The organism is Variovorax sp. SPNA7 (assembly GCF_033807855.1).
GTDB lineage: Bacteria > Pseudomonadota > Gammaproteobacteria > Burkholderiales > Burkholderiaceae_C > Variovorax > Variovorax beijingensis.
Map to the genome: position 1 here is coordinate 4,596,780 of NZ_CP138513.1, position 24,534 is coordinate 4,621,313.

Below are 24,534 nucleotides of genomic sequence, written 5' to 3' on the forward strand. Positions count from 1 at the left end.
GGCACCCCCTCCGTCCTTCCTGATCCAACGCACCTTGCCGGCACTCCATGACCTGGCCGCCAATTCATATGGCGGCGACGAAGCCGGACTGATCTGCGGCTACCTCTTCGATGCCACGGCGCCGGAACCCGTGCGGGCGATCGACTCGGCGCAGGCTGCGGCGTGGCTGGACACCGGCTCGTCCCCCTCTTCGGAGTCCGCCTTCCTCTGGTTGCACTTCAACCTGAGCCACGCCCAGGCCGAGCGCTGGCTGCTGCGCCACGCGCGCCTGTCCGACACCTTCTACGAAACACTGCACGAGGGCCTGCCCTCCACGCGCATCGAGCGCGCCGACGATTCGCTGATCGCGGTGATCAACGACGTGCACTTCGAGTTCAGCTTCGAGCCCTCGGACATCTCCACGCTCTGGATCAGCGTGGGGCCGCGGCTGGTGGTCACGGCGCGCACCAAGCCGCTGCGCTCGGTCGACGCGCTGCGAACGGCGGTCAAGGCCGGCGACGCGCCGCGTTCGAGCACCGAGCTGCTCGAGCACCTGCTGCGCGCGCAGGCCGACGTGCTGGTGAAGATCGTGCGCGGCGTCACTTCGCGCATCGACCGCATCGAGGACGAACTGCTGGCCGGCCGGCTCGACCACAAGCGCGCCCGGCTCGGTGTGCTGCGCCGGCTGCTGGTGCGGCTGCAGCGCCTCCTGGCACCCGAGCCCGCCGCCCTCTTCCGCCTGCTGCAGGGCCCGCCTGCCTGGATGGCGGAGCCCGATGCGCAGGAGCTTCGCGGTTCGACCGAGGAGTTCTCGGTGGTGCTGCGCGACATGCAGGCGCTGCAGGAGCGCATCAAGCTGCTGCAGGAAGAAATTGCCGCCAACGTGAACGAGGACAACAACCGCAGCCTGTTCGTGCTGACGGTGGTGACCGTGCTCGCACTGCCGATCAACATCCTGGCGGGCCTGTTCGGCATGAACGTGGGCGGCATTCCGCTGGCCGAGCACAGGCACGGGTTCTGGATCGTGGTGGCGATCGTCGCGAGCTTCACCGCGGTGGCCGCATGGGCGGCTTTTCGCAAGAAGCGCTGAGCCGCGCCGGCTGCCGCAGTAATGCTATTTATTTAATAGCAACCACAATAGCATCCATGCGCCCGCATCGGTGTTCCAGACCCCATAGAATGCAAATGTGTCCTCCATTCTCAATGCCGATCTGCACTGCCATTCCGTGGTTTCCGACGGCACCTTGACGCCCGAAGAACTGGCCGCGCGCGCCGCCGCCAACGGGGTCGAGCTCTGGGCGCTCACCGACCACGACGAGGTCGGCGGCCAGCACCGCGCGGCCGCTGCGGCGCGCGCCAACGGCATCCGCTATCTCACGGGCACCGAAATCTCGGTGACTTTCGCCAACGAGACCGTGCACATCGTCGGCCTGGGCTTCGACCCCGACGATGCCGCGATGACGCAGGGCCTCTACGACACGCGCGGCGGCCGCGGCAAGCGCGCGCAGGAAATGTCCGAGGGGCTGGCCAAGGTCGGCATCCACGGCGCCTACGAAGGCGCGCTCAAGTTCGTCGGCAATCCCGAGCTGATCTCGCGCACCCACTTCGCGCGCTTCCTGGTCGAGCAGGGCCACTGCCGCGACACGCCCGAGGTGTTCCGCAAGTACCTGACCGAAGGCAAGCCCGGCTATGTGCCGCACCGCTGGGCCTCGCTCAAGGATGCGGTGCACTGGATCACGGCCGCCAAGGGCATGGCCGTCATCGCGCACCCGGGGCGCTACAAGTTCACCGCGAACGAGGAATACGCGCTGTTCCTCGAATTCAAGGCACATGGCGGGCAGGCGATCGAGGTCGTCACCGGCAGCCATACGACAGCCGAATACGTCGAGTACGCCGACAAGGCGCTCGAGTTCGATTTCGCCGCCTCGCGCGGCAGCGATTTCCACAGCCCCGACGAAAGCCATTGCGATCTTGGCAAGCTGCCGCCGTTGCCCGGTGCGCTCACGCCGGTGTGGGAACTGCTCAGCCACCGCATCCAGCAGTGAGCCAGAGCCCCGGGCCCGGCAGCGACAGCGCGGCAGCGGCGGCACTGGCGAACGCCCGCGCCGCGGCGCGCCAGACGCGCGACCTCGAATCCGAACGCATCCTCGCGGGCATCGGCTTGGTGCTGGTGGCGGTGGCCTGCTTTGCCACGCTCGACACCGCCACAAAAACGTCGACCGCCGCCGTGCCCATTCTCATGGGCGTGTGGTTCCGCTATGCCTTCCAGGCCGTGGCCACCACCGCGGTGCTGCTGCCGCGGCATGGCACGGCCCTGCTGCGCACGCAGCATCCGCGCTACCAGCTGCTGCGCGGCGCACTGCTGCTGGTGTCGAGCACGCTGGCCTTCCTGAGCCTGCGCTACATGCCGCTGGCCGAGTTCACGTCCATCGTGCTCATCGCCCCGCTCGTCATCACCCTGCTTGCGGCCACCACGCTCAAGGAGCAGGTCTCCGCGCTGCGCTGGGTGCTGGTGGCCGGCGGCTTCGCCGGCACGCTGGTCATCCTGCGCCCGGGCGGCGATGCATTCAGCTGGGCCGTGCTGCTGCCGATCGGGCTGGTGCTGACCAACGCCTGGTTCCAGGTGCTCACGAGCAAGCTGGCGCAGACCGAGAATCCGCTCACGATGCATTTCTATACCGGCTGGGTGGGCGCGCTGATCGCCTCGCTGGCGCTGCCCTTCGTGTGGACGGCCCTGCCCTCGTGGCACTGGTGGGCCTTGCTGTGCCTCATGGGGTTCATGGGCACGGTGGGACACTTCATCCTCATCCTGGCCTACCAGCGCGCACCGGCATCCACGCTCACGCCGTACCTCTATGCGCAGATCGCCTTTGCGATGCTCGGCGGCTGGCTGGTCTTTTCCCACGTGCCCGACCGCTTCTCGCTCGTCGGCATGTCGATGATCGCCGTGTGCGGCGCGGCCGGCGCCTGGCTCACCGTGCGCGAGCGCCGCGTGCCGATCGAGCCGGCCGAATCCTGATCAGGAGTCTCTTCTTCATGGCCCAATATTTCGAAGTCCACCCCGAGAACCCGCAGCAGCGGCTGCTGAAGCAGGCTGCCGCGCTGCTGCAGCGCGGAGAGATCGTGGCCGTGCCCACCGATTCGAGCTACGCACTGGCCTGCCACCTCGACGACAAGGACGCGGTCGACCAGCTGCGCCGCATCCGCCAGGTCGACGAGAAGCACCATCTCACGCTCATCTGCCGCGACCTGAGCGAACTGGCCAACTACGCACGCGTCGACAACAAGCAGTACCGGCTGCTGAAGGCCGCCACGCCCGGGCCCTACACCTTCCTGCTCGAAGCCACCAAGGAAGTGCCGCGGCGCGTGAGCCATCCGCAGCGCAAGACCATCGGCCTGCGCGTGCCCGACCACAGGGTGCTGCTGGAGCTGCTGATGCTGCACGGCGCGCCGCTTCTGGCCACCACCTTGATCGCGCCCGGCGAGACCGAGGCGCTGAACGACGCACAGACCATCCGCGAGCGTTTCGAAAAGCAGATCGGCGCCGTCATCGACGCCGGCGCCTGCCCTTCGCAACCCACCACCGTGGTGGACCTCACGCCCATGGGCACCGGCGACGATCCGGTGGTAGTGCGGCAGGGCCGCGGCGCGCTGGCGGTGCTTGGCCTCTGACAAGCGGCACCGCAGCTTTCACTCCGTCTGACACAATCGCCCAGTGGATATTTCCAACCTGATACAGACCGTACTTATTTACGCTTTGCCCGTGGTCTTCGCGATCACGGTGCACGAGGCGGCGCACGGCTATGTGGCGCGCCATTTCGGCGACAACACCGCCGAGGCAATGGGCCGCGTCACGCTCAATCCGATGAAGCACATCGACCCCATCGGGACCATCCTGATGCCGCTGATGCTGTACTTCGCAACCTCCGGAAATTTTGTTTTCGGCTATGCCAAACCGGTGCCGGTCAACTTTGCACGGCTTCGGAATCCAAAGCGCGACATGATCTGGGTCGCGCTGGCCGGTCCGATGTCGAACTTTGTCCAAGCCCTTCTGTGGACTCTGGTTTGGGCATTGCTTCAAATCTTTGAGATCGATGAGAAGTTCTTCCGCGAAATGGCAGAAGGCGGCATTCGAGTCAATCTCGTGATGTGCGTCCTGAATTTGTTTCCGCTGCCGCCGCTCGATGGCGGGCGTGTGCTCGCTGGTTTATTGCCAAGCGGTCCCGCACAGACCTTCCTGGAGCGAATTGAACCTTTTGGTTTCTTTATCGTGATGGGGCTGATCATTGCCAGGATCCTGGACACCATTTGGATGCAGCCATTGATGACCATAGGCTACGACTTCATCAAGCTTCTTCTCTCTCCACTGCTCTAAGTTCCCTCGTCCCATGGCTTCGTCTTCTCCTGCTCCCCTGCGCGTCCTGACCGGCATCACGCCGTCGGGTACGCCGCACCTCGGCAACTACGTCGGCTCGATCCGCCATTCGGTGCGGCAGAGCGTCGCGCCGGGCGTCGAGAGCTTCTTCTTCCTGGCCGACTACCACGCGCTCATCAAGGTGCAGGAGCCGGCGCTCATCCAGCGCTCCACGCTCGAGATTGCCGCGAGCTGGCTGGCCTGCGGGCTCGACCCCGAACGCGTCACCTTCTACCGCCAGTCGGACATCGTCGAGATCACCGAGCTGACCTGGTTTCTCACCTGCGTGACCGGCAAGGGCGTGCTCAACCGCGCCCACGCCTACAAGGCACAGCTCGACAAGAACATCGCGAAGGGCGAAGACCCCGACGCCGACGTGACGGCGGGCCTGTTCATGTACCCGGTGCTGATGGGTGCCGACATCCTGATGTTCAACGCGCACAAGGTGCCCGTGGGGCGCGACCAGGTGCAGCACATCGAGATGGCGCGCGACATGGCGCAGCGCTTCAACCACCAGTACGGCGAGCACTTCACGCTGCCGGAAGCCGAGATCGACGATGCCGTCGCCACGCTGCCCGGCCTCGACGGCCGCAAGATGAGCAAGAGCTACGGCAACACCATTGCCATGTTCGCGCCGCGCGCACAGCTGCAAAAGCAGATTGCCAGCATCGTGACCGACTCGCGCGCGCCCGGCGAGCCCAAGGACACCGAAGGCTCGGCGCTGTTCCAGATCTACCAGGCCTTTGCCAGCGCCGAAGAAACCGAGGCGTTGCGCAAGGCGTACGCCGACGGCATCGGCTGGGGCGACGCCAAGCAGATGCTGTTCGAGCGCATCGACCTCGAAGTGGCGCCGCTGCGCGAGCGCTATGAAGCGCTGATGAACGACCCGGCGGAGATCGAGCGCATTCTGCTCATCGGCGCCGAAAAGGCCCGCAAGCTCTCGCGCCCCCTCATGGCCGAGCTGCGCCACGCGGTGGGGCTGCGCAATCTTGCGGCAGGCCGCGACAAGGGCGGCGCCCGCAAGGCGGCCAAGGTCGCCAAGCCGAGTTTCAAGCAGTACCGCGAGCGCGACGGCCTGTTCTATTTCAAGCTGCTCGACGCGCACGGCGCCACCCTGCTGCAGAGCCGCGGATTCGCCTCGCCGCAGGAAGCCGGCCGCGCCATCGCCGCCCTGCAGCAGCAGCGCGGCGCGGCACTGGCCACGCTCGCCGAACAGCTCGAGCCGGTGGGCCCGGAAGAATTGCGCGCCGCGAAAGAGGCGCTGGAAGCACTGGCGGAGACAACGACCTCTACCAACGGAAGTTGATCCGGCAATATCCATCGGCTTACCCGCCGAGGACTGACGAGAGAAGACCGTGCGATCACTAAGGAAGAAAACATGAGCATTTATGTCATCGACGACCACCCCCTGATGCGCGACGCGATCGTGATGGTGCTGCGGCGTCTGCGGCCGGCCGAAAACATCGTCGAGCTCGAGCGCCTCGACAAGCTCGCGAGTTCGGTCCAGCAGCGCGGCGAGCCAACGCTCTTCTGCCTTGACCTGAAGCTGCCCGACACCAATGGCGTCTCGGGCGTGGTCGCTGTCAAGCAGGTCTATCCCAACGTGCCGATCGCCGTCTATTCGGCGGCACCGGCCGGGGACATGGAAGACGCCTGCATCGAAGCCGGCGCCGATACCTACATCGAGAAGTCGGCCAGCTCGGCCGAACTGGCCGCTGCACTGCGCGGCCTGCTGATGGCGGGCTCGGAAGAGGCGGACGAGCCGGCGCTGGCCAGCAACAGCAAGCTGTCGAAGCGCCAGACGCAGTTGATCGCCATGCTCGACAAGGGCATGAGCAACCGCGACATCGCCACCGACCTCGAGATCAGCGAGCACACCGTGAAAGTGCACCTGTGGCGCCTGTTCCGCCGCCTGGGCGTGAAGAGCCGCACGCAGGCGCTGCACTACGCGCGGACCAACGGGTTGCTTTCCGGAAATTGAGCTCGCCCCCAGGCTCCGCGCACTTCGTGTCGCTTCTCCCTCCCCCTACCGGGGGCAACACCAGTGGCCCGGCAAAGCCGGTTCCACGGTGTTCCTGGAAGGGGAAAAGCGAGCGGGTTGTGGGCTGCTGAAGACCGCGCGTTGGCGCGGTTTTTTTTGGTCGCGGCGGAGGGCCGCTGGCTCAGCCGCCGGAGGCGCTGACGCGGGCTTGGGCCACGGCTTCGTCGGCGTCGTGCAGGGCGACGCGGAACACGCTGCCGCTACCCAGGCGGGAGCGCACGCTGACGGGGTGGCCCAGCACATGCGAGAGGCGCGCGACGATGGCCAGGCCCAGGCCGAAGCCGTCGGAGGTGCCGGCATGGTCGGCCACCTTGTAGAACTCCAGGAACACGTCACGCAGGTGTTCGGGCGCAATGCCGATGCCGGTGTCCCACACCTCCACGCGCAGGCCGTCGCGCGTCTGCCGCGAGGCCAGCAGCACGCCGCCGTCGGTGGTGTACTTGATCGCGTTGGCCAGCAGGTTGCCGAGCATGCGGCGCACCCGGATCGGATCGGTCAGGAAGCTGCCTTCGGTCACGTGCACGCGAAAATCGAGCCCCCGGCTTTCGGCCACGGGTCGGTATTGCAGCTCGAGGTCATGCAGCAGCTCGGCCACGTCCACGCGCTCGATGTGCAGGCGCACCTGGCCTGAATCGATGCGCGCGAGGTCGAACATCGAATCGAACAGCGCGTTCACCGCGTGCGTAGCGCGAACGATCTTGGGCGCGAGTTCCAGCACCAGTTCGGGCTCGTTGCGCAGCCAGTCAGCATAGAGCGACAGGGCCAGCACCGGCTGGCGCATGTCGTGCGCGGCGCTCGCGAGAAAGCGGTTCTTCATGGCCACGGCGGCCACCGCGGCCTGCCGCTGCTGCGTGAGCGACTTGATCAGGATGTGGTTGTGGAACAGCAGCTCCAGGCTGTTGCGCGCCGTCTCGTGGATGTGGCGCCCCGCGCGCAGCAGCAGGAACCAGTGCAGGATCGGCAGGATCGGCATCAGGAAGCCGTACTGGAAATGCGGCTCCACGAGGTTGATGCTCACGAGCCGGATCAGCACCGCTCCCAGCATCGTGATGAACAGCGTGTTGACGTAGCGCTTGAGCAGCGGTGGGTGCAGCGCCAGGCCGTTGAGCGGGAACGTACCGACACCGGCCACGATGAGCCAGCTCATGAACTGGTTGACCTGCGGCGTGCGCTCGAAGAACAACAGGATCGACAGGCCCCACACGATCGCGCTGGTGCTCCAGATGAAGCCATAGCGTTCGGTGAACTGCAGCTGCGCCGCCGCGCTCCTGCCCGCGTAGCGCACGGCATAGACCCTGGCGCCCCAGGCCCGGCAGGCCGTGGCAATGAGGCCGGCGGCGAGCCACGTGAGCAGCTCCCAGTGGGGCACGTAGCTCCAGTTCAGGCCGACCATCGCCGGCATGAGCGCCGCCGAGACAATGTAGGACCCGCGCGCGGATCGCATCAGGCTGCGGATCAGCTCGCCGCGTACCCAGGATTCGGCTTCGTCGGCCGAAGCCGGGACCGGTGTCACGCTCGCGATCGACGGATTGGCCATGTGGCACGGAGCCTCTTGTTCATTCGACTACAAGGAAAAATCCCGGCATGCGAGGGCATGGGGAGGTGGCGATCTTAACGGGCCGATACAGTTGCTTCGAAGCTTGGCTGGACGCCGTGAACAGCGGTCGCAAAAAACGCGAAAGCATGGAAACGAAAGGCCCCGGTTTCGCCAGCGCGGACGGCCGTGCCCGTGGAACGGGCAAAAAAATAGCCCCTTTGCGGGGCCATTCTTGGAGGAGAGGGAGGGATTCGAACCCTCGGTACTATCGCTAGTACGCCTGATTTCGAGTCAGGTACATTCGACCACTCTGCCACCTCTCCGGTGCTGTCGAGCCTGCGATTATAGCAGACCCAAACCGGGCTTTTGAAGCCCTGCCCGTTCAACCGCGCAACACTTCCAGTCCGCCGAGGTAAGGCCGCAGCGCAGCGGGCACGTTGATCGAGCCGTCTTCGTTCTGGTGGTTTTCGAGCACCGCGACCAATGTGCGGCCCACTGCCAGACCCGAACCGTTGAGCGTATGGACGAGTTCGTTCTTACCCTGGGCGTTCTTGAAGCGGGCCTGCAGGCGGCGCGCCTGGAAGGCTTCGCAGTTCGACACCGAGCTGATCTCGCGGTAGGTGTTCTGCGCCGGCAGCCACACCTCGAGGTCGTAGGTCTTGGTGGCGCCAAAGCCCATGTCGCCGGTGCACAGCAGCACCACCCGGTACGGCAGTTCGAGCGCCTGCAGCACGGCCTCGGCGTGGCCGGTCATCTGCTCGAGTGCGTCGTAGCTCTTTTCGGGGTGGACGATCTGCACCATCTCGACCTTGTCGAACTGGTGCTGACGGATCATGCCGCGCGTGTCGCGCCCGGCGCTGCCCGCTTCGGAGCGGAAGCACGGCGTGTGGGCCGTGAGCTTGATCGGCAGCTGCGCCTCGGCCACCACTTCGTCGCGCACGAAGTTGGTCAGCGGCACTTCGCTGGTGGGGATGAGATAGAGCGCCGAATGGTCGGGCGCGGGCTCGCCGTCCTGGCCGCCCTTCTTGGCGGCGAACAGGTCGCCTTCGAACTTGGGCAGCTGGCCGGTGCCGCTGAGCGTGGCGGCGTTGACGATGTAGGGCACGTAGCACTCGGCATAGCCGTGCTTCTCGGTCTGGATGTCGAGCATGAACTGCGCGAGCGCGCGGTGCAGCCGGGCGATCGGCCCCTTCATGACGGTGAAGCGCGAGCCCGCGAGCTTGGCGCCCATCTCGAAGTCGAGCCCTAGCGGCGCGCCCAGGTCGACGTGGTCCTTGGCCGCAAAGGCCAGCGGCGCGGCATCGGCGCCGGCACCGCCCTGCGGGCTCCAGCGGCGCATCTCGACATTGCCGGTTTCGTCCTCGCCGACCGGCACGCTGGCGTGCGGCAGGTTGGGCACGGCCAGCAGCAGCGCCTGCAGCTCGGGCTGGATCTCCTCGAGGCGGCTGGACTGCGATTCCTGCTCGGCCTTGAGCGCGTTGACCTCGGCCATCAGCGCATCGACCGACTCGCCCTTGGCCTTGAGCGGCCCGATCTGCTTGTTCAGCGTGTTGCGCCGGGCCTGGATTTCCTCGGTGCGGGTTTGCAGCGTCTTGCGCTCGGTCTCGAGCGCGGTGAACGCCGACACGTCGAGGTAGGGCTGGTTCTTCTTGCGTTTTTCGAGGCCGGCCACAGCGGAAGCCAGGTCTTTGCGGAGCAGAGTGATGTCAAGCATGGGGGGATTTTAGGTGGGCGTAGCATCGCGCTCCCGCAACCTCAACCGAAGGGAAAGAGCGATGCAAGCCTATCTGACATTCAACGGCAACGCGGCCGAGGCGCTGGCCTTCTATGCCAAGGCGCTGGGCGGCAAGGTCATCTTCAGCATGAGCTTCGGCGAAAGCCCCATGGGCGCCGAAACGCCCGCCGCCTACAAGGACAAGGTCATGCACGCCACGCTGGAAGCCCGCGGCCACCAGCTGATGGCCTCCGACATGCCGCCCGGCATGCCCTTCGAGGGGCACAAGGGCTTCTCGCTGTCGGTGCAGGGCAACAGCGTGGACGAGGGAAAGAAGCTCTTCGACGCCCTGGCCGAAGGCGGCGAGGTCACGATGCCGTACGGCCCGCAGTTCTGGGCCGTGGGCTTCGGCATGCTGAAGGACAAGTTCGGCGTGCCGTGGATGGTGAACTGCGAGAAATAGGGCAGCCGCCTCAGGCCACGGTGGCCGGATCGACATTGGCCCCGCAGACGATCAGGCACACCTTCTCGCCTTCGCGCGGCAGGTAGGCGCCGGTCTGCAGCGCCGCCAGCGGCAGCGCGGCGGCCGGCTCCACGGCGAGCTTCAATTCCTTCCACAGCCACTGCTGCGCAGCGCGGATGGATTCGTCGGACAGCAGCAGTGCGTCCTGCACGTATTCCTGGGTGATGTCCCAGGAAATGGCGCCGATGCGGCGCGCGCCGAGCGAATCGGCGGCAATGCCGCCCACCTCGACGTCGACCGGCTCGCCGGCCTGGCGGGCGCGGTACAGCGTGGGCGCCTTTTCGGGCTCGAGCGCCACCACGCGGGCGCGCTTTTCGAACCAGCCGGCGAGGCCGCCGATCAGGCCACCGCCGCCCACGCTCACCAGCACCGAATCGGGCAGGCCGCCCTGCGCCTCGATCTCCTGGCCGAGCGTGCCCGCGCCGGCCACGACTTCGGGCTGGTCGTAGGCATGGGTCAGCAAGGCGCCGGTTTCCTTCTGGCGCGCGAGGCAGGCCGCCAGGGCATCGGGATAGAGTTCGCCGACCACGACCACCTCGGCGCCGAGCGCCCTCAGGCGGGCGCGCTTGGCTTCGGGCGAGACGCCGGGCAGGAACACCTGGCATCGCACGCCCAGCGCCTTGGCCGCCGCCGCGGTGGCAATGCCCGCGTTGCCGCCCGAGGCCACGATCACGCCGCTTTCGGGAATGTCGTTGGCCAGCAGGCGATTCATCATGCCGCGCGCCTTGAAGCTGCCGCTCACCTGCATGTGCTCGAGCTTGAGCCACACCTCCACGCCCGGCGCCGCCAGGCCGAAGGCCGCTGATGGCAGCTTCCAGAGCGGGGTCTGGCGCAGGAAGCCGCCGGCGCGTTCGCGCAGCCTGCGGGAGGCGCTCTCCGTTTCAGAGCGCCAGTGGGTGTTTTCGTTGTTCAAGAGATGTGTCCAGGAGGGGGAATGTCGTCGAGCTTGAGGCCCTTCGGGAGCGGAAACTTGATGGTTTCCTCGATGCCGTCCATCTTGCGGACCGACACCGCACCGAGCGCCCTCACGCGCTCGACCACTTCGCGCACCAGCACCTCGGGGGCCGAGGCCCCGGCCGTGAGGCCGATCCGGCCCTTGCCCTCGAACCACTCGGGCTTGAGCTCGTCGGCCGAATCGACCATATAGCTTTCGGTGCCCAGGCGCTGTGCCAGTTCGCGCAGCCGGTTGCTGTTGGAACTGGTGGGGCTGCCGACCACGATCACCAGGTCGACCTGCGGGCTCAGGATCTTGACCGCGTCCTGGCGGTTCTGCGTGGCATAGCAGATGTCCTGCTGCTTGGGCTCGCGCACCTTCGGAAAGCGCGCGCGCACGGCCGCCGCGATCTCGGCCGCGTCGTCCACGCTGAGCGTGGTCTGCGTGACCACGGCGAGCTTCTCGGTCTGCGCGGGTGCCACCTTCGCCACGTCTTCCACGTCTTCCACCAGGTGGATGCCGCTCGAAAGCTGGCCCATGGTGCCTTCGACCTCGGGGTGTCCCTTGTGGCCGATCATGATGAACTCGTAGCCCTCCTTGGCGAGCTTGGCGACCTCGACGTGCACCTTGGTCACCAGCGGGCAGGTGGCATCGAAGACGTCGAAGCCGCGGTCGCGCGCCTCCTGCTGCACCGCCTTGCTCACGCCATGAGCGCTGAACACCAGCGTGGCGCCGGGCGGCACGTCGGCCAGGTCCTCGATGAAGATCGCGCCCTTGGCCTTGAGCTCGTTGACCACGTAGGTGTTGTGCACGATCTCGTGGCGCACGTAGATCGGTGCGCCGAACTTGGCAATGGCGCGCTCGACGATCTCGATGGCGCGGTCCACGCCGGCGCAGAAGCCGCGCGGCTCGGCGAGGATGACTTCCTCGATGTTCGTGTTCATGCCAGGCATCCTGCAGTAGCCGCCGGGCCGCTCATAGAACCCCGATCAGCCGGACCTCGAAGGTCACGGGCTGCCCGGCCAGCGGATGGTTGAAGTCGAAGCGCACCGCGGTCTCGTTCGATTCGACCACCGCGCCCGCGTAGCTGCCCGCGCCGTCGGGCGTGGGGAACTGCACCACGTCGCCGACCGCGTATTGCTCGTCGGGATCGCCCATCTGCGCGAGCAGCTTGCGGGCCACCCATTGCTGCATCTCGGGATTGCGCTCGCCGAAGGCCTCGCCCGCGGGCAGCTCGAAGGTGGCGTGGGTGCCCTCTTCCAGGCCCATGAGCCGCTGCTCCATGGCGGGCGAGAGCTCGCCGGTGCCCAGCGAAAGGGTCGCGGGCTTGTCGGCGAAGGTGTTGATGATGTCGCCCGCCGGACCGGCCAGCCGGTAATGCAGGGTCAGGAACGAGCCGGAAGTCACAACGTGGGACATGGGTGCAGCGGAGGTAGGCAAAGACAAGGTGGGTGTCCCGATAAACTGGACTGCATTTTAAGGAGCCGGGGCTTCCGCCCGCTCTTTCAAGGTTTCACCCAGGTTTTCGATGGCATTCAAGGATCTCCCCGCCCACGCCCGCCCGCGCGAAAAGCTCATCGCGCGGGGCGCCGCCGCACTGGCCGACGCCGAGCTGCTGGCGTTGCTGCTGCGCACGGGCGTGGCGGGAAAAAACGTGCTCCAGCTCGCGCAGGAGTTGCTCGACCACTTCGGCGGCCTTTCGGGCCTGCTGCAGACCAGCGCCGAGGACCTGAAGGTGATCAAGGGCATGGGCGGCGACGCCAAGCGCGCCGAGCTCATCGCCGTGCTCGAACTGGCGCGCCGCGCCATGGCCGAGCGCCTGAAGGAGCGCACGGTGTTCGACTCGCCCGGCACGGTCAAGCAGTACCTGCAGCTGCACATCGGATCGCGCCCCTACGAGGTGTTCGCGGTGCTGTTTCTCGATGCGCAGCACCGGCTGATCGTGCTCGAGGAACTGTTTCGCGGAACGCTCACCCAGACCAGCGTCTACCCGCGCGAAGTGGTCACGCGTGCGCTGCACCACCAGGCCGCGGCCGTGGTGCTGTCGCACAACCATCCGAGCGGCAGCATCGAGCCCTCGCGGGCCGACGAGTCGCTCACCCAGACGCTCAGGGCCGCGCTTTCGCTGATCGACGTGCGCGTGCTCGACCATGTGATCGTCAGCGCCGGCCAGAGCTATTCGATGGCCGAGAAAGGGCTGCTCTGATGGCCTCCCGCACGCCGCCCATCAAGAACCTGGCCGACTTGAAGCAGGTGCAGCGCACGCTGGCCGAGACCCGCGAGCGCGAAGCGGCGGCCGCCGCCGCCAAGGCCGCGGCCGAACGCAAGCGCGCCGCCGAGAAAGACCTGTTCACGCGCGCCATCGGTGCGACCGAGCCGCTGCGCCGCAAGGCCGTGGTGCCGCTCGCGCCCGAGCCGCCGGCGCCCATTCCGGTACAGCACCAGCTCGACGAGCAGCGCGTGCTGCGCGAGTCGCTCTCCGACGAGTTCGACGTGACCACCCTGCTCGACGTCGACGACGCCATGAGCTTTCGCCGCCCCGGCATCGGCACCGACGTGACCGCGCGGCTGCGCAAGGGCGACTGGAGCATCCAGGCGCAAATTGACCTGCACGGCCTGCGCAGCGACGAGGCGCGCGAGGCGCTCGGCGGCTTCATCCGCAACGCCTACAAGCAGGGTCTGCGCTGCGTGCGCGTGGTGCACGGCAAGGGCCTGGGCTCGCCCGGCAAGCAACCGGTGCTCAAGACCAAGACGCAGCGCTGGCTGATCCAGAAGAACGAAGTGATCGCCTTCGTGCAGGCCAAGCCGGCCGAAGGCGGAGCCGGCGCGCTGGTCGTGTTGCTGGCGCCGGCGCGGCGCTGACTGCGGCAGGGCCGCTAGGACAAGTGGTTCTTCAGCGGGATCGAGGCATCCGCCACCGCCGCGGCATCGGGGCTGCGCCCCGCTTCGAGCAGCTTGCGGCTCATCATGTGATCGACCGGCGCATTGACCGATTCGACGCACGCCAGTTGCCCATCGACATAGTGGAAGAGCGAGAACGCCTCGGGCTTGGGGCCGGCGCGGCGTACGCTGGCCAGGCCCGGCGTGCCCTCGGCCGGCATCAGGCCCACCATCTGCAGGCGCATGCTGCCCTGGTCGGACCAGAACCACGCCACGGCGTCGTGCGGGCGTGGCGCGCCGGTCAGGGTGGCCACGGCCGTGCGCGCCTGGTCGTTCGCGTTCTGCACCGATTCGAGCCGCAGCGCGCGGCCCGCGCGGCGGTCGGGAAAGCGCGTGCAGTCGCCCACGGCGAGCACGTCGGCCGCGCTGGTCTGCATGTGGCCGTCGACCACGATGCCGTCGGCGCACTCGATGCCCGCGGCCTGCGCCAGCGCGGTCTCGGGCACCGCGCCGATGCCCAGCAGCAGCAGGTCCACCGGCTGCTTCACGCCGTTGACCTGGATCGACAGCAGCCGCTCGCCCTCGACCTCGAAGGCGCCGGTGCGCGCACCGAGCACGATGTCGATGCCCGCCGCGCGATGCGTGGCGAGCACGTGCGCCGACAGCTCGGGCGACACGGCGCGGCCCAGCAGCCGCGGCGCGCTCTCGATCACCTGCACGCTTTTGCCGAGCGCCTTGGCGGTGGCTGCCACTTCGAGCCCGATGAAGCCGCCGCCCAGCACCGTGACCTGCTGCGCAGCAGCCAGCCGCGAGCGCAGGCGGTGCGCTTCGTCGGCCGCGCGCAGGCTGGCCACGTTCTCGAGCCCCGGCTTCAGGTCGGGCATTTGGCGCGCGCGCGTGCCGGTGGCCAGCACCAGCCGCTCCCACGGCAGGATCGCGCCCGAACGCAAGGTGACGGTGTGCGCCTCGCGGTCGATGGCCACGGCCGCATCGCCCAGGTGCAGTGTGATACCCGCTTCGCGGTACCAGTCGACGGCCTTGTGCGGCTGCGTGGTTTCCTCGGCGCTCTTGAGAAAGGCCTTCGACAGCGGCGGCCGGTGGTACGGCTCGCAAGCCTCCTCGCAGACCAGGTGCACGCGCGCGCCCTGCCCGGCTTCAGCCAGCCCCGCGCAAAGCTGGGCCGCGGCGTGGCCGCCGCCGATGATGACGATGGAATTCATGGAAACAGATCCTTCGAGTCGTTGTTTGTTCGGCAGTTCGGTAATTCGGTATTCCTTCGTGGAACACCGAGGATCCGGCTTTGCCGGGCCTCTGGTGTTGCCCCCGGTAGGGGGTTGGCGAAGCGACACGAAGTGCGCGCAGACTGGGGGCGAGCCTTATTCCCCGCGGTTGCGCATCCAGTCGGCCGTCTGGAAAAACGAATCGCGCAGGCGTGCGCGCAATCCCTCGGGCACGCCGGTCTCGCCCATGGCCTGGTCCATGCAGGCCAGCCACTGGTCGCGCTCCTTGATGCCGATGCTGTGGCCGCCGATGCTTTGCGGCAGATGCCGCGCGCGCAGCATCGGATGGCCGAAGCGGTCGGTGTAGTGCTGCGGGCCGCCGAGCCAGCCGCACAGGAACCAGAAGAGCCGCTGGCGCGCGTTGTCGAGGCTCGCGCCGTGCACCGCGCGCAACTGCGCATAGGCCGGTTCGAGCTCCATCAGGTCGTAGAAGCGGTCGACCAGCGCCTGCACCCTGGGTTCGCCGCCGATCCATTCGAAGGGGGTATCGGCGGGAGGCTTTTCGTGAATCTGCATGGCGGGAGTATCCCTCTGTGCGCCTGTCAGGCCTGGACGAGGTTCGGAATTCCCACGTCGGGATTCACGTCGGCCTCGTAATCCACGCCTTCGATGCCGAAGCCGAAAAGGCGCAGGAACTCGGCCTTGTAGCCGGCGAGATCGGTGAGCTCGTGGACATTCTGGCTCGTGACCTGGGGCCAGAGCGCCATCACACGCGCCTGCACTTGCGGGGACAGTTCCTTGTAGTCCGCGCGCAGCCGGCCCTCCTCGTCGAGGTGCGGCGCGCTGCCGCAGAGGCTGTCGGCAAAAAGCCCGTGGACCTGCTCGATGCAGCCCTCGTGCGTGCCCTCGGCCTTCATCACCTTGAACAGCAGCGACAGGTACAGCGGCATCACCGGAATCGCCGAGCTTGCCTGCGTGACGACCGCCTTCAGCACCGAGACGCGCGCATCGCCGCCCTTGGCGGCCAGCCCGGCGCGGATGCCGAGCACCTTCTGGTCGAGGTCCTTCTTGGCGGCGCCGATGGAACCGTTCCAGTAGATGTCGTGCGTGATGCGCTCGCCCAGGTAGGTGAAGGCGGTGGTCTTGGCGCCATCGGCCAGCACGCCGGCGGCCTGCAGCGCGTCGATCCACATCTGCCAGTCTTCGCCGCCCATCACGGCCACGGTGTCGTCGATCTCCTTCTGCGTGGCGGGCTCGAGCACGGTGTCCTTGACGGTTTCGTTGTCGGTGTCGAGGCCGCGCAGGCTCACAGCCTTGCCGATGGGCTTGAGCGTCGAATTGAAGACCTCGCCGGTCTTCGGATGGGTGCGCCGCGGCGCAGCCAGGCTGTAGACGACGAGATCGACCTGGCCAAGGTCCTCGCGGATCGCATCGATGGTTTTCTGCTTCACGTCGTCCGAAAAACCGTCGCCGTTGATGCTCTTGGCGTAGAGGCCCTCTTGCGCGGCGGCGCGGTGGAAGGCGGCCGTGTTGTACCAGCCGGGCGAGCCGGGCTTGCTCTCGCTGCCGGGCCGCTCGAAGAAGACGCCCAGCGTGCCGGCGCCGCAGCCGAAGGCCGCGGTGATGCGCGCGGCCAGGCCGTAGCCGGTCGATGCGCCGATGACCAGCACCCGCTTCGGCCCACCCGCAATCGGCCCCTTTGCCTTGACGTAGTCGATCTGCTGCCTGACGTTGGCCTCGCAGCCCGCAGGATGGGTCGTGACGCAGATGAAGCCACGCACGCGCGGTTTGATGATCATGAAGAGCTCGCTGAAGATGGATGCCGCGGGGGCTGGGCGCAGGTTTTGGCGCCGCGAATTTAACCCAGGCCGTGCCAGGGCCGATCCCGCAAGGCCATATGCATATGTCGATTGAGGATTTAATAATCGCGGGTTTTGTTGATAGGGTCCAGCCCTTCGTCTTTTCATCCGGAGTGAGAACAACCATGCGCCACACCCTGCTTGCCGCGGCCCTCGCCGCCTCCACCCTGCTGACGGGCATCGCCGCCCATGCCGACCAGCTCGCAGACATCAAGAAGAAGGGCGAACTCGTGGTCGGCGTGCTCGGCACCGACGAGCCCGCGACCTTCATCGACCCGAAGACGCGGCAGATCGTCGGCTACGAGGTCGACCTGGTGAACGCCATCGCGAAGAAGATCGGCGTCAAGCCGGTGCTCAAGCAGATTGCCGTGGCCGCGCGCATTCCCGAGCTGCAGCAGGGCCACGTCGACCTGGTGGCCGCCGGCCTCACGCACAACAAGGAGCGCGAGGCGCAGATCGACTTCTCGCTGACCACCTTCGTCACCGGCCAGAAGGCCATCGTGAAGAAGGACAGCGGCATCACCGACGTGCCGCAGCTCGCCGGCAAGAAGGTGCTGACCATCCGCGGCGGCACGCAGGAGCCCAACATCCGCAAGGCCGTGCCCACCGCCGAGGTCGTGACCTTCGACACCAGCCAGCAGGCCTTCCAGGCGCTGCAGCAGGGCAAGGGCGTGGGCTATGTGGACGACGAGGCCGCGCTGCTGCGCAGCTACGCCAAGCTCGGCCCGCAGAAGGCCAGGTACGTGGTGCTCAAGCAGAACCTGAGCACCGAGGCGCTGGCCATCGGCATCAAGAAGGGCGAAAGCGCGCTCAAGGCCGTGGTGGACGAGACGCTGCGCGAGCTCGAGAAGTCGGGCGAAGCGCAGAAGATCTTCATCAAGTGGTACGGGCCGAACACCGCATCGGGCTTCCAGACGCGCGACTTCAAGCTCGAAAGCGACAAGATCGACTGACATGGCAGTTCTCCTTCCCCTTCCGGGGGAAGGCAGGGATGGGGGCTCGCGGCCTCTGAACAGTCCGCGGCGGTGATACTGTCGCCCCCCATGCCCCTGTTCGACTATTCGCTGCTCTTGACCGGCAAGTATCACGACATGCTGGTCGCGGGCCTGTGGCTGTCGCTGCAGCTGCTCGCGGCCTCGCTCGTGCTGGCGCTGCCGATCGCGCTGGTGGTGGCACTCCTGCGCCTTTCGCCGATCGCGCCGCTGCGCTGGCTCGGCTTTGCGTACGTGGAGACCATCCGCAACATCCCGCTGCTCGCGCACATGCTCTTCTGGTACTTCGGCGCGCCCGAGCTGCTGCCCGAGGGCATCAAGCAATGGCTCTATGCGGGACACATCGAGGCCTACAGCGCCATCATCGCGCTGTCGCTCTACACGGCCGCCTTCATGGCGGAGGACATCCGCAGCGGCATCCGCGCGATTCCGGCGGTGCAGTTCGAGGCCGGACGCGCGCTGGGCTTCAGCTTCCTGGGCACCATGCGCCGCGTGGTGCTGCCGCAGGCGCTGCGCGTGACGGTGCCGCCGCTGATCTCGCAGACACTGAGCCTCTGGAAGAACACCTCGATCGCCACCGTGATCGGCGTGGCCGAGCTGATGTACCAGGCCGGACAGGTCGAGAGCGCGACCTTTCGCAGCTTCGAGTCGTTCGCGTTCGCGAGCGCGGCGTACCTGACGGTGTCGCTGGCCATCACGGGGCTGGCGACCTGGTACCACCACCGGTTCCCGGTGCGGACCATCTAGGGCTGTCGACGAGATGCTGGAAATCATCAACGACTACTGGGTCTACTTCCTCATCGGGCAGTACCCGAATGGCCCGCTCGGCGGACTGGTGCTCACGCTGCTGCTCGCCTCCTGCGGCCTGGTGCTCGCGCTGCCATTGGGCATCGTGCTCGGCCTGGCGCGCGTGAGCCCGTGGCGCTGGCTGCGCTGGCCGGTGACGGGCTTCGTCTTCGTGGTGCGCGGCCTTCCCTTGCTGATGGTGATCTTCTGGGCCTACTTCTTCCTGCCGAGCGTGACGGGCGTGAAGACCGACCAGTTCACCACCATGCTGATCGCCCTCGTGGTGTTCGATGCGGCCTACCTGGCCGAGATCGTGCGCGCCGGCATCCAGGGCCTGCCGCGCGGCCAGATGGAAACCGCCCGCGCGCTGGGCCTGGACTACGGCCGCGCGATGCGCCTGGTGGTGCTGCCGCAGGCCCTGCGCAGCATGCTGCCCTCGCTGGTGAACCAGTTCGTCTCGACCATCAAGGAGACCTCGCTCGGCTACATCATCGGGCTGGCCGAGGTGTCGTTCATTGCGACGCAGATCAACACGCAGGTGTTCACCAAGCCCGCGCAGATCTACCTGATCCTGGGCCTGACCTATTTCATCCTGTGCTTCGGCCTCTCGCGCTTCGCCTACTGGCTCGAACGCCGGCTCGCGCGGCGCGGCATGTCCACCGCCAGCTCCGTCTCGGCTCCCAAGGTATCCGCATGATCGAACTCCAGAACGTCAACAAGTGGTACGGCAGCTACCACGCACTGGTCGACATCGACGAGACCATCCGCAAGGGCGAGGTGGTGGTCGTGTGCGGGCCTTCGGGCTCGGGCAAGTCGACGCTGATCCGCACCTTCAACCGGCTGGAGCCGATCCAGTCGGGCCGCATCCTCATCGACGGCAAGGACATCCATGCGCCGGGCACCGACGTGAATGCGTTCCGCTCGCGCATCGGCTTCGTCTTCCAGCAGTTCAACCTGTTTCCGCACCTCACGGTGCTGCAGAACTGCACGATGGCGCCAATGCAGCTGCGCGGCCTCTCGCGCAAGGAGGCCGACGAGCGCGCCATGGCCCTGCTGCAGCGCGTGGGCCTGGCCGGCAAGGCGAACGCATGGCCGAGCGAACTGTCGGGCGGCCAGCAGCAGCGCGTGGCGATCGCGCGCGCCCTGGCCATGCAGCCGCCGCTGATGCTGTTCGACGAACCCACCAGCGCGCTCGACCCCGAGATGGTGGGCGAGGTGCTGCTCGTGATGCGCGACCTCACGCGCGACGGCATGACCATGGTCTGCGTGACGCACGAGATGGGCTTTGCGCGCGAGGTGGCCGACCGCGTGCTCTTCATGGACGAGGGCAAGGTGCTCGAGCGCGCCACGCCCGACGACTTCTTCAACCGGCCGCAGCATCCGCGCGCGCAGCAGTTTCTTTCGGACATCCGCTCGCCCTTCGCGCGCGGCGCATGAGATGCTCTCCACGCCCATGACCGACACACAGACACTTCCCGTGATCGACGTTGCCCCGCTCGTGGCCGGCGTCCCTGGCCGCGAAGGCGTAGCCGCGCAGATCGGCGCCGCCTGCCGCGCGCATGGCTTCTTCTATGCCACGGGCCACGGCGTCGACGCGGCGCTGGTGCAGCGGCTCGAAGAGCTGAGCCACCGCTTCTTCGAGCTGCCCGAAACCACCAAGATGCAGTGGCGCATGGCTTTGGGCGGACGCGCCTGGCGCGGCTACTTCCCGCTCGGCGGCGAGCTGACCTCGGGCCGGCCCGACTGGAAGGAAGGTCTCTATCTCGGCACCGAGCTGCCCGCCTCGCATCCGCTGGTCCAGGCGAAGACGCCGGTGCACGGGCCCAACCTGTTTCCCGACGTGCCGGGTTTGCGCGAAACCATCCTCGACTACATGACCGCCGTCACGCAGCTGGGCCACCGGCTGATGGAGGGCATCGCGCTGAGCCTCGGCCTGCCGGCCGCGTATTTCGCCGAGCGTTACACCGCTGACCCGCTGATCCTGTTCCGCCTGTTCAACTACCCTTCGCAGCCCGTGCCCGAGGGCATGGACGTGCAATGGGGCGTGGGCGAACACACCGACTACGGCCTGCTCACGATCCTGCACCAGGACGACGTGGGCGGCCTGGCCGTGCACACGCCCGGCGGCTGGATCGATGCACCGCCGATTCCGGGCTCCTTCGTCTGCAACATCGGCGACATGCTCGACCGCATGACCGGCGGTCTCTACAAGTCGACGCCGCACCGCGTGAAGCGCAACACCTCGGGGCGCGACCGGCTCTCGTTTCCGCTGTTCTTCGACCCGAACTTCGAGGCGCGCGTGCAGCGTATCGAAGGGCTCGCGGGTGCCGAGGCGCGCGACGACAGCGCCGAGCGCTGGGACCGCGCCAACGTGCACGCCTTCAACGGCCGCTACGGGGACTACCTGCTCGCCAAGGTGTCGAAGGTGTTTCCGCAGCTGCGCGACGAAGTGCTCTGAGGTGCTCTCGACGGAGGGCTGGCGGGAACGCCGATGAATTCGTCCTCCCAGTTGCCGACATCCGCATCGGGATCGGAGATGGGCACGAGCTTGTCGCTGCGGCAGTAGAAGGTCCAGCCCTCGAACAGCACGTCGTAGTAGGTGCCTGGCAGGTAGCGCTCGCTGGGCGCCTCGTAGGGCACCGAGACCACCTCCACGATGCGCCCGACCGCGCGCTCGGTCATCGGCGACGCGAAGCAGCTGTCAAGCACGTGGCAGAGGGTCCCGATCTTGATCATGTGCGCATCACCTGGCCGGGAAACCATCGCGGTACGTGTGCCACGGCCTCATGCAGGGAGTCGAGCACATGGAACGCCCGCTCGACGATCGCAGCGGGCGGGTGCTTGAGGTCGGGCACGATCACGACCCGAAGGCCCGCCGCCAGCGCGGCCTTGGCGCCGTTCTCGCTGTCCTCGAAAGCCACGCATTCGGCCGGGTCGACGCCCAGGCGCTCGGCCGCGAGCAGATAGAGCGCCGGATCGGGCTTGGCGCGCGCCACCTCGTCGCCGCCTGCGAAGGCCTCGAAATGATGGAGCACGTCGAGGCTGCCCAGGCAGGCCGCGATCTGTCCGCGCGCGGACGACGAGGCGACGGCGCAGCGTGTGCCGCGTCCGCGCAAGGCAGCGAGCAACTCGGCCGCGCCGGGCTTGATCGGAAAGAGCGGCCGGGCGTCGCCGTCGGCGCGCTCCAGCTGCAGCGCGGCGGTCACTTGCGCCGCCGCGTGCTGGTAGGCGGCCGCGCCGCCGAGCAGCGCCGCAAGGATCTGCTTCGACTCGCCCATGGCCAGCCCCACGCATTGCAGGTACTGGGCGTGCGAAAGCTCGATGTCGAGCGTGCGGGCCGCCTCGATCCAGGCGGCCATGATGGGCCGCTCCGAATCGATGAGCAGCCCGTCCATGTCGAAGATGGCGGCGGCGAACATGGGGCAATCCTACGCCAGCGCCGCCGGCGGGATCGGGTGCATGCCGGGAGCGCGGCGACAATCGGCGACTCTCGAAACCTGACCCACCGATGCCGCCCGAACACTACCTGCTCCTTTCCCTTGCGGATCGTCCGCCGACGGCATTGGCACCCGATCCTGCTGGCGGATCGCAGGGCCGCGAGGAGCGCTGCCTGAATTCCAATGGCCGCTGGGCCGTTCGCGGCATTGCCCGCTCACCTCTTCTTGCATGGCATCCCGCGCAGGCAGGCGCAGCCCAGGCAGCCGCCGAGCGGGCATCCAAGGCCCGCGGCCGCCCGGTCGAGGTTCTGTCGCGAGCGGACTCCACCTGGGTGGAAAGGCGGGATATCCAGCTGTTCACCGACGCCTTCGAGCCAGCGCTTCATGGGCACGCAGCCCAGAGCGAAGGCAAGGCCCGCCGCTTGCGTACCGAGGCCGAGAAGCTCGCCGCGTTCTGCGTGGTTGTTCGCGCGGCGTCGGGCGCAGCGGACCATGCGTCGTTTGCGGAGGTCAGCCGTGCAGCATCGAAGGCGTTGAGTGCCAAGTTCGGTGGCGGCTCGATCACCTCGGCATTTGCCTGGCTGGCAGGACGTGCAGGGCAAGAGGCGCTGGAAAGCGTCATTGCGGGCGAGGTCGAGTTGACCGGCCCGCTGTCGATTCACCAAGTCATCGAGGCGGTCGAGCTGGCGCAGAAGGCGGAACGCCTTCGCGGAAAAGGCTAACGCCCCTCAGTCGCGCACCAGCGCCCGGTTGAGCCCCAGCGCCGCCAGCGTGCCGACCGCACCGGACAGCAGGTAGACGCTCACATAGGCCAGCCCGAAATTCGCCGACAGCCCCAGCGCCACCAGCGGCGCGAAGGCGGCACCGATGAGCCAGGCCAGGTCGGCCGTGAGCGCGGCGCCGGTGTAGCGGTACTTGGGCTCGAAGTTCGAGGTCACGGCGCCGGCCGCCTGGCCGTACGAGAGGCCCAGCAGCACGAAGCCCAACAGGATGAAGATGTCCTGTCCGATGCGGCCGCCGTCGAGCAGCGTGGGCGCAAAGCCGCTGAACACCGCGATCATCGCGGCCAGGCCGCCCAAAGTGAAACGGCGTCCCACGCGGTCGGCGACCACGCCCGAGGCCACGATGCCGCCGGCGCAGAACACCGCGCCGATCATCTGCACCACGAGGAATTCGGTGATCGACTGGTCGGAGTACAACGTGATCCACGACAGCGGGAACACCGTGATCAGGTGGAACAGCGCATAGCTGGCCAGCGCGGCGAACGCGCCGATCAGCAGGTTGGCGCCCTGCGAGCGGGTCAGTTCGACCACGCTGGTGGGCTGCAGCTCGCGCTCTTCGAGCAGGCGGGAATATTCTTCGGTCGCCACCAGCCGCAGGCGCGCGAACAGCGCCACCACGTTGATCGCGAAGGCCACGTAGAAGGTGTAGCGCCAGCCCCAGTCGAGGAAGTCCTTGGGCGGCAGGTTGGCGTAGAGGTAGGCGAACAGCGCGCTGGCCACGAAAAAGCCGAGCGGCGCGCCCAGCTGGCCCAGCATGGCATACCAGCCGCGGCGGTTTTCCGGCGCATTGAGCGCCAGCAGCGACGGCAGGCCGTCCCACGAGCCGCCGAGCGCCAGGCCCTGGGCGAAGCGGAACACCGACAGCAGCACGATCGACGTGAACCCGAGGCTCGCGTAGCCCGGCAAAAAGGCAATGCCCGCGGTGGAGGTTCCCAGCACGAACAGCGCAATGGTCAGCTTGGCTTCTCGGCCGAACCGTCGCTGGATGGCCATTGAAATGACAGTTCCGAACGGCCGCGCAATGAACGCGAAGGAAAAAACCACGAAGGCGTAGAGGGTTCCCTCGAGGCGCGCCTCGAACGGAAAGAACACCGCCGGGAACACCAGCACCGAGGCAATGCCGTAGACGAAGAAATCGAAATATTCCGATGCCCGGCCGATGATCACGCCCACGGCGATCTCGCCTGGCGCGATGTGTGAATGTTCGTCGCCCTGCCGGGCGTCGTTTCCGGACGTGTTCGGCACAGGCTGTGCGCCTTGCGGACTGATGCTGGACGTCGTCGTCATTGCGTTTTTTAATTCGGGTGTCACCGGCAGTGACCAAGGTAGACCATTGAACAGGGTCCAAGCGTCTCACCGAATGAGGATTCCCGCCATAGGACAAAACGTCCAATAGGCGGCAGAAGCCTTTGGTCGTAGATTGTGGAGTCTTTGCG

Annotated in this window: 27 protein-coding genes and 1 tRNA gene; 16 read left to right on the top strand and 12 right to left on the bottom strand. The window is 67.1% G+C overall.

The genetic code is table 11. The features are described from left to right. The first annotated feature begins 34 nt into the window (after window positions 1–34). The 7 genes from RZE77_RS21400 to RZE77_RS21430 all read left to right on the top strand — a co-directional run bounded on the left by RZE77_RS21400 (window position 35) and on the right by RZE77_RS21430 (window position 6,374). The gene (locus RZE77_RS21400; protein ID WP_319439180.1) at window positions 35–1,069 is read left to right on the top strand and encodes a transporter; all 1,035 of its coding nucleotides are present in this window, start codon (window positions 35–37) and stop codon (window positions 1,067–1,069) included. Between the two features lie 97 nt (window positions 1,070–1,166). After that, window positions 1,167–2,024, top strand: coding sequence for a 3',5'-nucleoside bisphosphate phosphatase (locus RZE77_RS21405; protein ID WP_018905266.1), 858 nt, complete (start codon window positions 1,167–1,169; stop codon window positions 2,022–2,024). Continuing rightward, window positions 2,021–2,998, top strand: coding sequence for a DMT family transporter (locus RZE77_RS21410; protein WP_319439181.1), 978 nt, complete (start codon window positions 2,021–2,023; stop codon window positions 2,996–2,998). The genes RZE77_RS21405 and RZE77_RS21410 overlap by 4 nt, the downstream gene beginning before the upstream one ends. 17 nt (window positions 2,999–3,015) lie before the next feature. After that, a complete protein-coding gene (locus RZE77_RS21415; protein WP_124956493.1) occupies window positions 3,016–3,651 on the top strand; it encodes an L-threonylcarbamoyladenylate synthase in 636 nt (211 codons plus the stop codon). 43 nt (window positions 3,652–3,694) lie between these two features. Further along, entirely contained in the window at window positions 3,695–4,354 is a 660-nt protein-coding gene (locus RZE77_RS21420; protein WP_319439182.1) for a site-2 protease family protein, read from the top strand. A 13-nt stretch (window positions 4,355–4,367) separates the two neighbouring features. Next, window positions 4,368–5,699 (top strand): tryptophan--tRNA ligase, encoded by a 1,332-nt coding sequence (locus tag RZE77_RS21425; protein WP_319439183.1) that lies wholly within the window; start codon window positions 4,368–4,370, stop codon window positions 5,697–5,699. 72 nt (window positions 5,700–5,771) lie between these two features. Beyond that, window positions 5,772–6,374, top strand: a complete 603-nt coding sequence (locus RZE77_RS21430; protein ID WP_021008700.1) for a response regulator transcription factor — start codon at window positions 5,772–5,774, stop codon at window positions 6,372–6,374. 181 nt (window positions 6,375–6,555) lie between these two features. On the opposite strand, the gene shkS is transcribed toward RZE77_RS21430, so the two are convergent. The 3 genes from shkS to serS form a co-directional block, all read right to left on the bottom strand. Further along, window positions 6,556–7,971 carry a surface-behavior sensor histidine kinase ShkS gene (gene shkS / locus RZE77_RS21435; protein ID WP_124956499.1) on the bottom strand — a complete coding sequence of 472 codons (1,416 nt, stop codon included), beginning with the start codon at window positions 7,969–7,971 and terminating at the stop codon, window positions 6,556–6,558. Window positions 7,972–8,204: 233 nt separating this feature from the next. Further along, window positions 8,205–8,294: transfer RNA gene (locus RZE77_RS21440), tRNA-Ser, on the bottom strand. A gap of 59 nt (window positions 8,295–8,353) precedes the next feature. Next, window positions 8,354–9,685: a serine--tRNA ligase gene (gene serS / locus RZE77_RS21445; RefSeq protein WP_319439184.1), complete on the bottom strand. Its 1,332-nt coding sequence runs from the start codon at window positions 9,683–9,685 to the stop codon at window positions 8,354–8,356. Window positions 9,686–9,746: 61 nt separating this feature from the next. On the opposite strand from serS, the gene RZE77_RS21450 reads away from it, so the two are divergent. Beyond that, window positions 9,747–10,148: a VOC family protein gene (locus RZE77_RS21450; protein WP_319439185.1), complete on the top strand. Its 402-nt coding sequence runs from the start codon at window positions 9,747–9,749 to the stop codon at window positions 10,146–10,148. Window positions 10,149–10,158: 10 nt separating this feature from the next. Here the strand turns inward: RZE77_RS21450 and RZE77_RS21455 are convergent, their stop codons facing one another. Genes RZE77_RS21455 through RZE77_RS21465 form a run of 3 tightly spaced genes read right to left on the bottom strand, consistent with a single transcriptional unit; the run spans window position 10,159 to window position 12,561 of the window. Beyond that, window positions 10,159–11,121 carry a threonine/serine dehydratase gene (locus tag RZE77_RS21455; protein ID WP_319439186.1) on the bottom strand — a complete coding sequence of 321 codons (963 nt, stop codon included), beginning with the start codon at window positions 11,119–11,121 and terminating at the stop codon, window positions 10,159–10,161. Next, complete coding sequence (gene ispH / locus RZE77_RS21460; RefSeq protein ID WP_319439187.1) at window positions 11,118–12,086, bottom strand: 4-hydroxy-3-methylbut-2-enyl diphosphate reductase; 969 nt, start codon at window positions 12,084–12,086, stop codon at window positions 11,118–11,120. Before ispH ends, RZE77_RS21455 begins: the two co-directional genes overlap by 4 nt. A gap of 31 nt (window positions 12,087–12,117) precedes the next feature. Further along, on the bottom strand, window positions 12,118–12,561 hold the full coding sequence (locus tag RZE77_RS21465; protein ID WP_015866808.1) for an FKBP-type peptidyl-prolyl cis-trans isomerase: 444 nt from the start codon (window positions 12,559–12,561) through the stop codon (window positions 12,118–12,120). A gap of 109 nt (window positions 12,562–12,670) precedes the next feature. On the opposite strand from RZE77_RS21465, the gene radC reads away from it, so the two are divergent. Beyond that, the gene (gene radC, locus RZE77_RS21470) at window positions 12,671–13,348 is read left to right on the top strand and encodes a RadC family protein (RefSeq protein ID WP_015866809.1); all 678 of its coding nucleotides are present in this window, start codon (window positions 12,671–12,673) and stop codon (window positions 13,346–13,348) included. Then, complete coding sequence (locus tag RZE77_RS21475; RefSeq protein WP_319439188.1) at window positions 13,348–14,004, top strand: Smr/MutS family protein; 657 nt, start codon at window positions 13,348–13,350, stop codon at window positions 14,002–14,004. Before radC ends, RZE77_RS21475 begins: the two co-directional genes overlap by 1 nt. 14 nt (window positions 14,005–14,018) lie before the next feature. Here the strand turns inward: RZE77_RS21475 and RZE77_RS21480 are convergent, their stop codons facing one another. The 3 genes from RZE77_RS21480 to fabV all read right to left on the bottom strand — a co-directional run bounded on the left by RZE77_RS21480 (window position 14,019) and on the right by fabV (window position 17,041). Next, window positions 14,019–15,242: an NAD(P)/FAD-dependent oxidoreductase gene (locus RZE77_RS21480; RefSeq protein WP_319439189.1), complete on the bottom strand. Its 1,224-nt coding sequence runs from the start codon at window positions 15,240–15,242 to the stop codon at window positions 14,019–14,021. Window positions 15,243–15,398: 156 nt separating this feature from the next. After that, on the bottom strand, window positions 15,399–15,818 hold the full coding sequence (locus tag RZE77_RS21485) for a group II truncated hemoglobin (RefSeq protein WP_319439190.1): 420 nt from the start codon (window positions 15,816–15,818) through the stop codon (window positions 15,399–15,401). Window positions 15,819–15,844: 26 nt separating this feature from the next. Then, window positions 15,845–17,041: an enoyl-ACP reductase FabV gene (gene fabV, locus RZE77_RS21490; protein ID WP_319439191.1), complete on the bottom strand. Its 1,197-nt coding sequence runs from the start codon at window positions 17,039–17,041 to the stop codon at window positions 15,845–15,847. A 185-nt stretch (window positions 17,042–17,226) separates the two neighbouring features. Between fabV and RZE77_RS21495 the strand changes: the two genes are divergently transcribed. The 5 genes from RZE77_RS21495 to RZE77_RS21515 all read left to right on the top strand — a co-directional run bounded on the left by RZE77_RS21495 (window position 17,227) and on the right by RZE77_RS21515 (window position 21,337). Further along, window positions 17,227–18,054, top strand: coding sequence for an ABC transporter substrate-binding protein (locus tag RZE77_RS21495; protein ID WP_319439192.1), 828 nt, complete (start codon window positions 17,227–17,229; stop codon window positions 18,052–18,054). 90 nt (window positions 18,055–18,144) lie between these two features. Beyond that, window positions 18,145–18,840 (top strand): amino acid ABC transporter permease, encoded by a 696-nt coding sequence (locus RZE77_RS21500; RefSeq protein WP_319439193.1) that lies wholly within the window; start codon window positions 18,145–18,147, stop codon window positions 18,838–18,840. A 13-nt stretch (window positions 18,841–18,853) separates the two neighbouring features. Beyond that, complete coding sequence (locus RZE77_RS21505) at window positions 18,854–19,576, top strand: amino acid ABC transporter permease (RefSeq protein ID WP_125964715.1); 723 nt, start codon at window positions 18,854–18,856, stop codon at window positions 19,574–19,576. Beyond that, on the top strand, window positions 19,573–20,316 hold the full coding sequence (locus RZE77_RS21510) for an amino acid ABC transporter ATP-binding protein (RefSeq protein WP_319439194.1): 744 nt from the start codon (window positions 19,573–19,575) through the stop codon (window positions 20,314–20,316). The genes RZE77_RS21505 and RZE77_RS21510 overlap by 4 nt, the downstream gene beginning before the upstream one ends. 40 nt (window positions 20,317–20,356) lie before the next feature. Next, the gene (locus RZE77_RS21515) at window positions 20,357–21,337 is read left to right on the top strand and encodes an isopenicillin N synthase family dioxygenase (protein WP_319439195.1); all 981 of its coding nucleotides are present in this window, start codon (window positions 20,357–20,359) and stop codon (window positions 21,335–21,337) included. Here the strand turns inward: RZE77_RS21515 and RZE77_RS21520 are convergent. After that, window positions 21,280–21,615, bottom strand: coding sequence for a hypothetical protein (locus RZE77_RS21520; RefSeq protein WP_319439196.1), 336 nt, complete (start codon window positions 21,613–21,615; stop codon window positions 21,280–21,282). The genes RZE77_RS21515 and RZE77_RS21520 overlap by 58 nt on opposite strands. Continuing rightward, window positions 21,612–22,298 (bottom strand): HAD family hydrolase, encoded by a 687-nt coding sequence (locus RZE77_RS21525; RefSeq protein WP_319439197.1) that lies wholly within the window; start codon window positions 22,296–22,298, stop codon window positions 21,612–21,614. Before RZE77_RS21525 ends, RZE77_RS21520 begins: the two co-directional genes overlap by 4 nt. 89 nt (window positions 22,299–22,387) lie before the next feature. On the opposite strand from RZE77_RS21525, the gene RZE77_RS21530 reads away from it, so the two are divergent. Beyond that, a complete protein-coding gene (locus RZE77_RS21530) occupies window positions 22,388–23,038 on the top strand; it encodes a hypothetical protein (protein ID WP_319439198.1) in 651 nt (216 codons plus the stop codon). 6 nt (window positions 23,039–23,044) lie between these two features. On the opposite strand, the gene RZE77_RS21535 is transcribed toward RZE77_RS21530, so the two are convergent. Beyond that, complete coding sequence (locus RZE77_RS21535) at window positions 23,045–24,385, bottom strand: MFS transporter (RefSeq protein WP_319439199.1); 1,341 nt, start codon at window positions 24,383–24,385, stop codon at window positions 23,045–23,047. Window positions 24,386–24,534: the final 149 nt, after the last annotated feature.

Excerpts from the sequence above, each read along its gene's own strand:
- RZE77_RS21415 (WP_124956493.1), top strand. The coding sequence starts at position 3,016 with ATGGCCCAATATTTCGAAGTCCACCCCGAGAACCCGCAGCAGCGGCTG.
- RZE77_RS21425 (WP_319439183.1), top strand. The coding sequence starts at position 4,368 with ATGGCTTCGTCTTCTCCTGCTCCCCTGCGCGTCCTGACCGGCATCACG.
- RZE77_RS21430 (WP_021008700.1), top strand. The coding sequence starts at position 5,772 with ATGAGCATTTATGTCATCGACGACCACCCCCTGATGCGCGACGCGATC.
- shkS (WP_124956499.1), bottom strand. The coding sequence starts at position 7,971 with ATGGCCAATCCGTCGATCGCGAGCGTGACACCGGTCCCGGCTTCGGCC.
- serS (WP_319439184.1), bottom strand. The coding sequence starts at position 9,685 with ATGCTTGACATCACTCTGCTCCGCAAAGACCTGGCTTCCGCTGTGGCC.
- RZE77_RS21450 (WP_319439185.1), top strand. The coding sequence starts at position 9,747 with ATGCAAGCCTATCTGACATTCAACGGCAACGCGGCCGAGGCGCTGGCC.
- ispH (WP_319439187.1), bottom strand. The coding sequence starts at position 12,086 with ATGAACACGAACATCGAGGAAGTCATCCTCGCCGAGCCGCGCGGCTTC.
- RZE77_RS21465 (WP_015866808.1), bottom strand. The coding sequence starts at position 12,561 with ATGTCCCACGTTGTGACTTCCGGCTCGTTCCTGACCCTGCATTACCGG.
- radC (WP_015866809.1), top strand. The coding sequence starts at position 12,671 with ATGGCATTCAAGGATCTCCCCGCCCACGCCCGCCCGCGCGAAAAGCTC.
- RZE77_RS21475 (WP_319439188.1), top strand. The coding sequence starts at position 13,348 with ATGGCCTCCCGCACGCCGCCCATCAAGAACCTGGCCGACTTGAAGCAG.
- RZE77_RS21480 (WP_319439189.1), bottom strand. The coding sequence starts at position 15,242 with ATGAATTCCATCGTCATCATCGGCGGCGGCCACGCCGCGGCCCAGCTT.
- RZE77_RS21485 (WP_319439190.1), bottom strand. The coding sequence starts at position 15,818 with ATGCAGATTCACGAAAAGCCTCCCGCCGATACCCCCTTCGAATGGATC.
- fabV (WP_319439191.1), bottom strand. The coding sequence starts at position 17,041 with ATGATCATCAAACCGCGCGTGCGTGGCTTCATCTGCGTCACGACCCAT.
- RZE77_RS21495 (WP_319439192.1), top strand. The coding sequence starts at position 17,227 with ATGCGCCACACCCTGCTTGCCGCGGCCCTCGCCGCCTCCACCCTGCTG.
- RZE77_RS21500 (WP_319439193.1), top strand. The coding sequence starts at position 18,145 with ATGCCCCTGTTCGACTATTCGCTGCTCTTGACCGGCAAGTATCACGAC.
- RZE77_RS21505 (WP_125964715.1), top strand. The coding sequence starts at position 18,854 with ATGCTGGAAATCATCAACGACTACTGGGTCTACTTCCTCATCGGGCAG.
- RZE77_RS21510 (WP_319439194.1), top strand. The coding sequence starts at position 19,573 with ATGATCGAACTCCAGAACGTCAACAAGTGGTACGGCAGCTACCACGCA.
- RZE77_RS21520 (WP_319439196.1), bottom strand. The coding sequence starts at position 21,615 with ATGATCAAGATCGGGACCCTCTGCCACGTGCTTGACAGCTGCTTCGCG.
- RZE77_RS21525 (WP_319439197.1), bottom strand. The coding sequence starts at position 22,298 with ATGTTCGCCGCCGCCATCTTCGACATGGACGGGCTGCTCATCGATTCG.
- RZE77_RS21530 (WP_319439198.1), top strand. The coding sequence starts at position 22,388 with ATGCCGCCCGAACACTACCTGCTCCTTTCCCTTGCGGATCGTCCGCCG.
- RZE77_RS21535 (WP_319439199.1), bottom strand. The coding sequence starts at position 24,385 with ATGACGACGACGTCCAGCATCAGTCCGCAAGGCGCACAGCCTGTGCCG.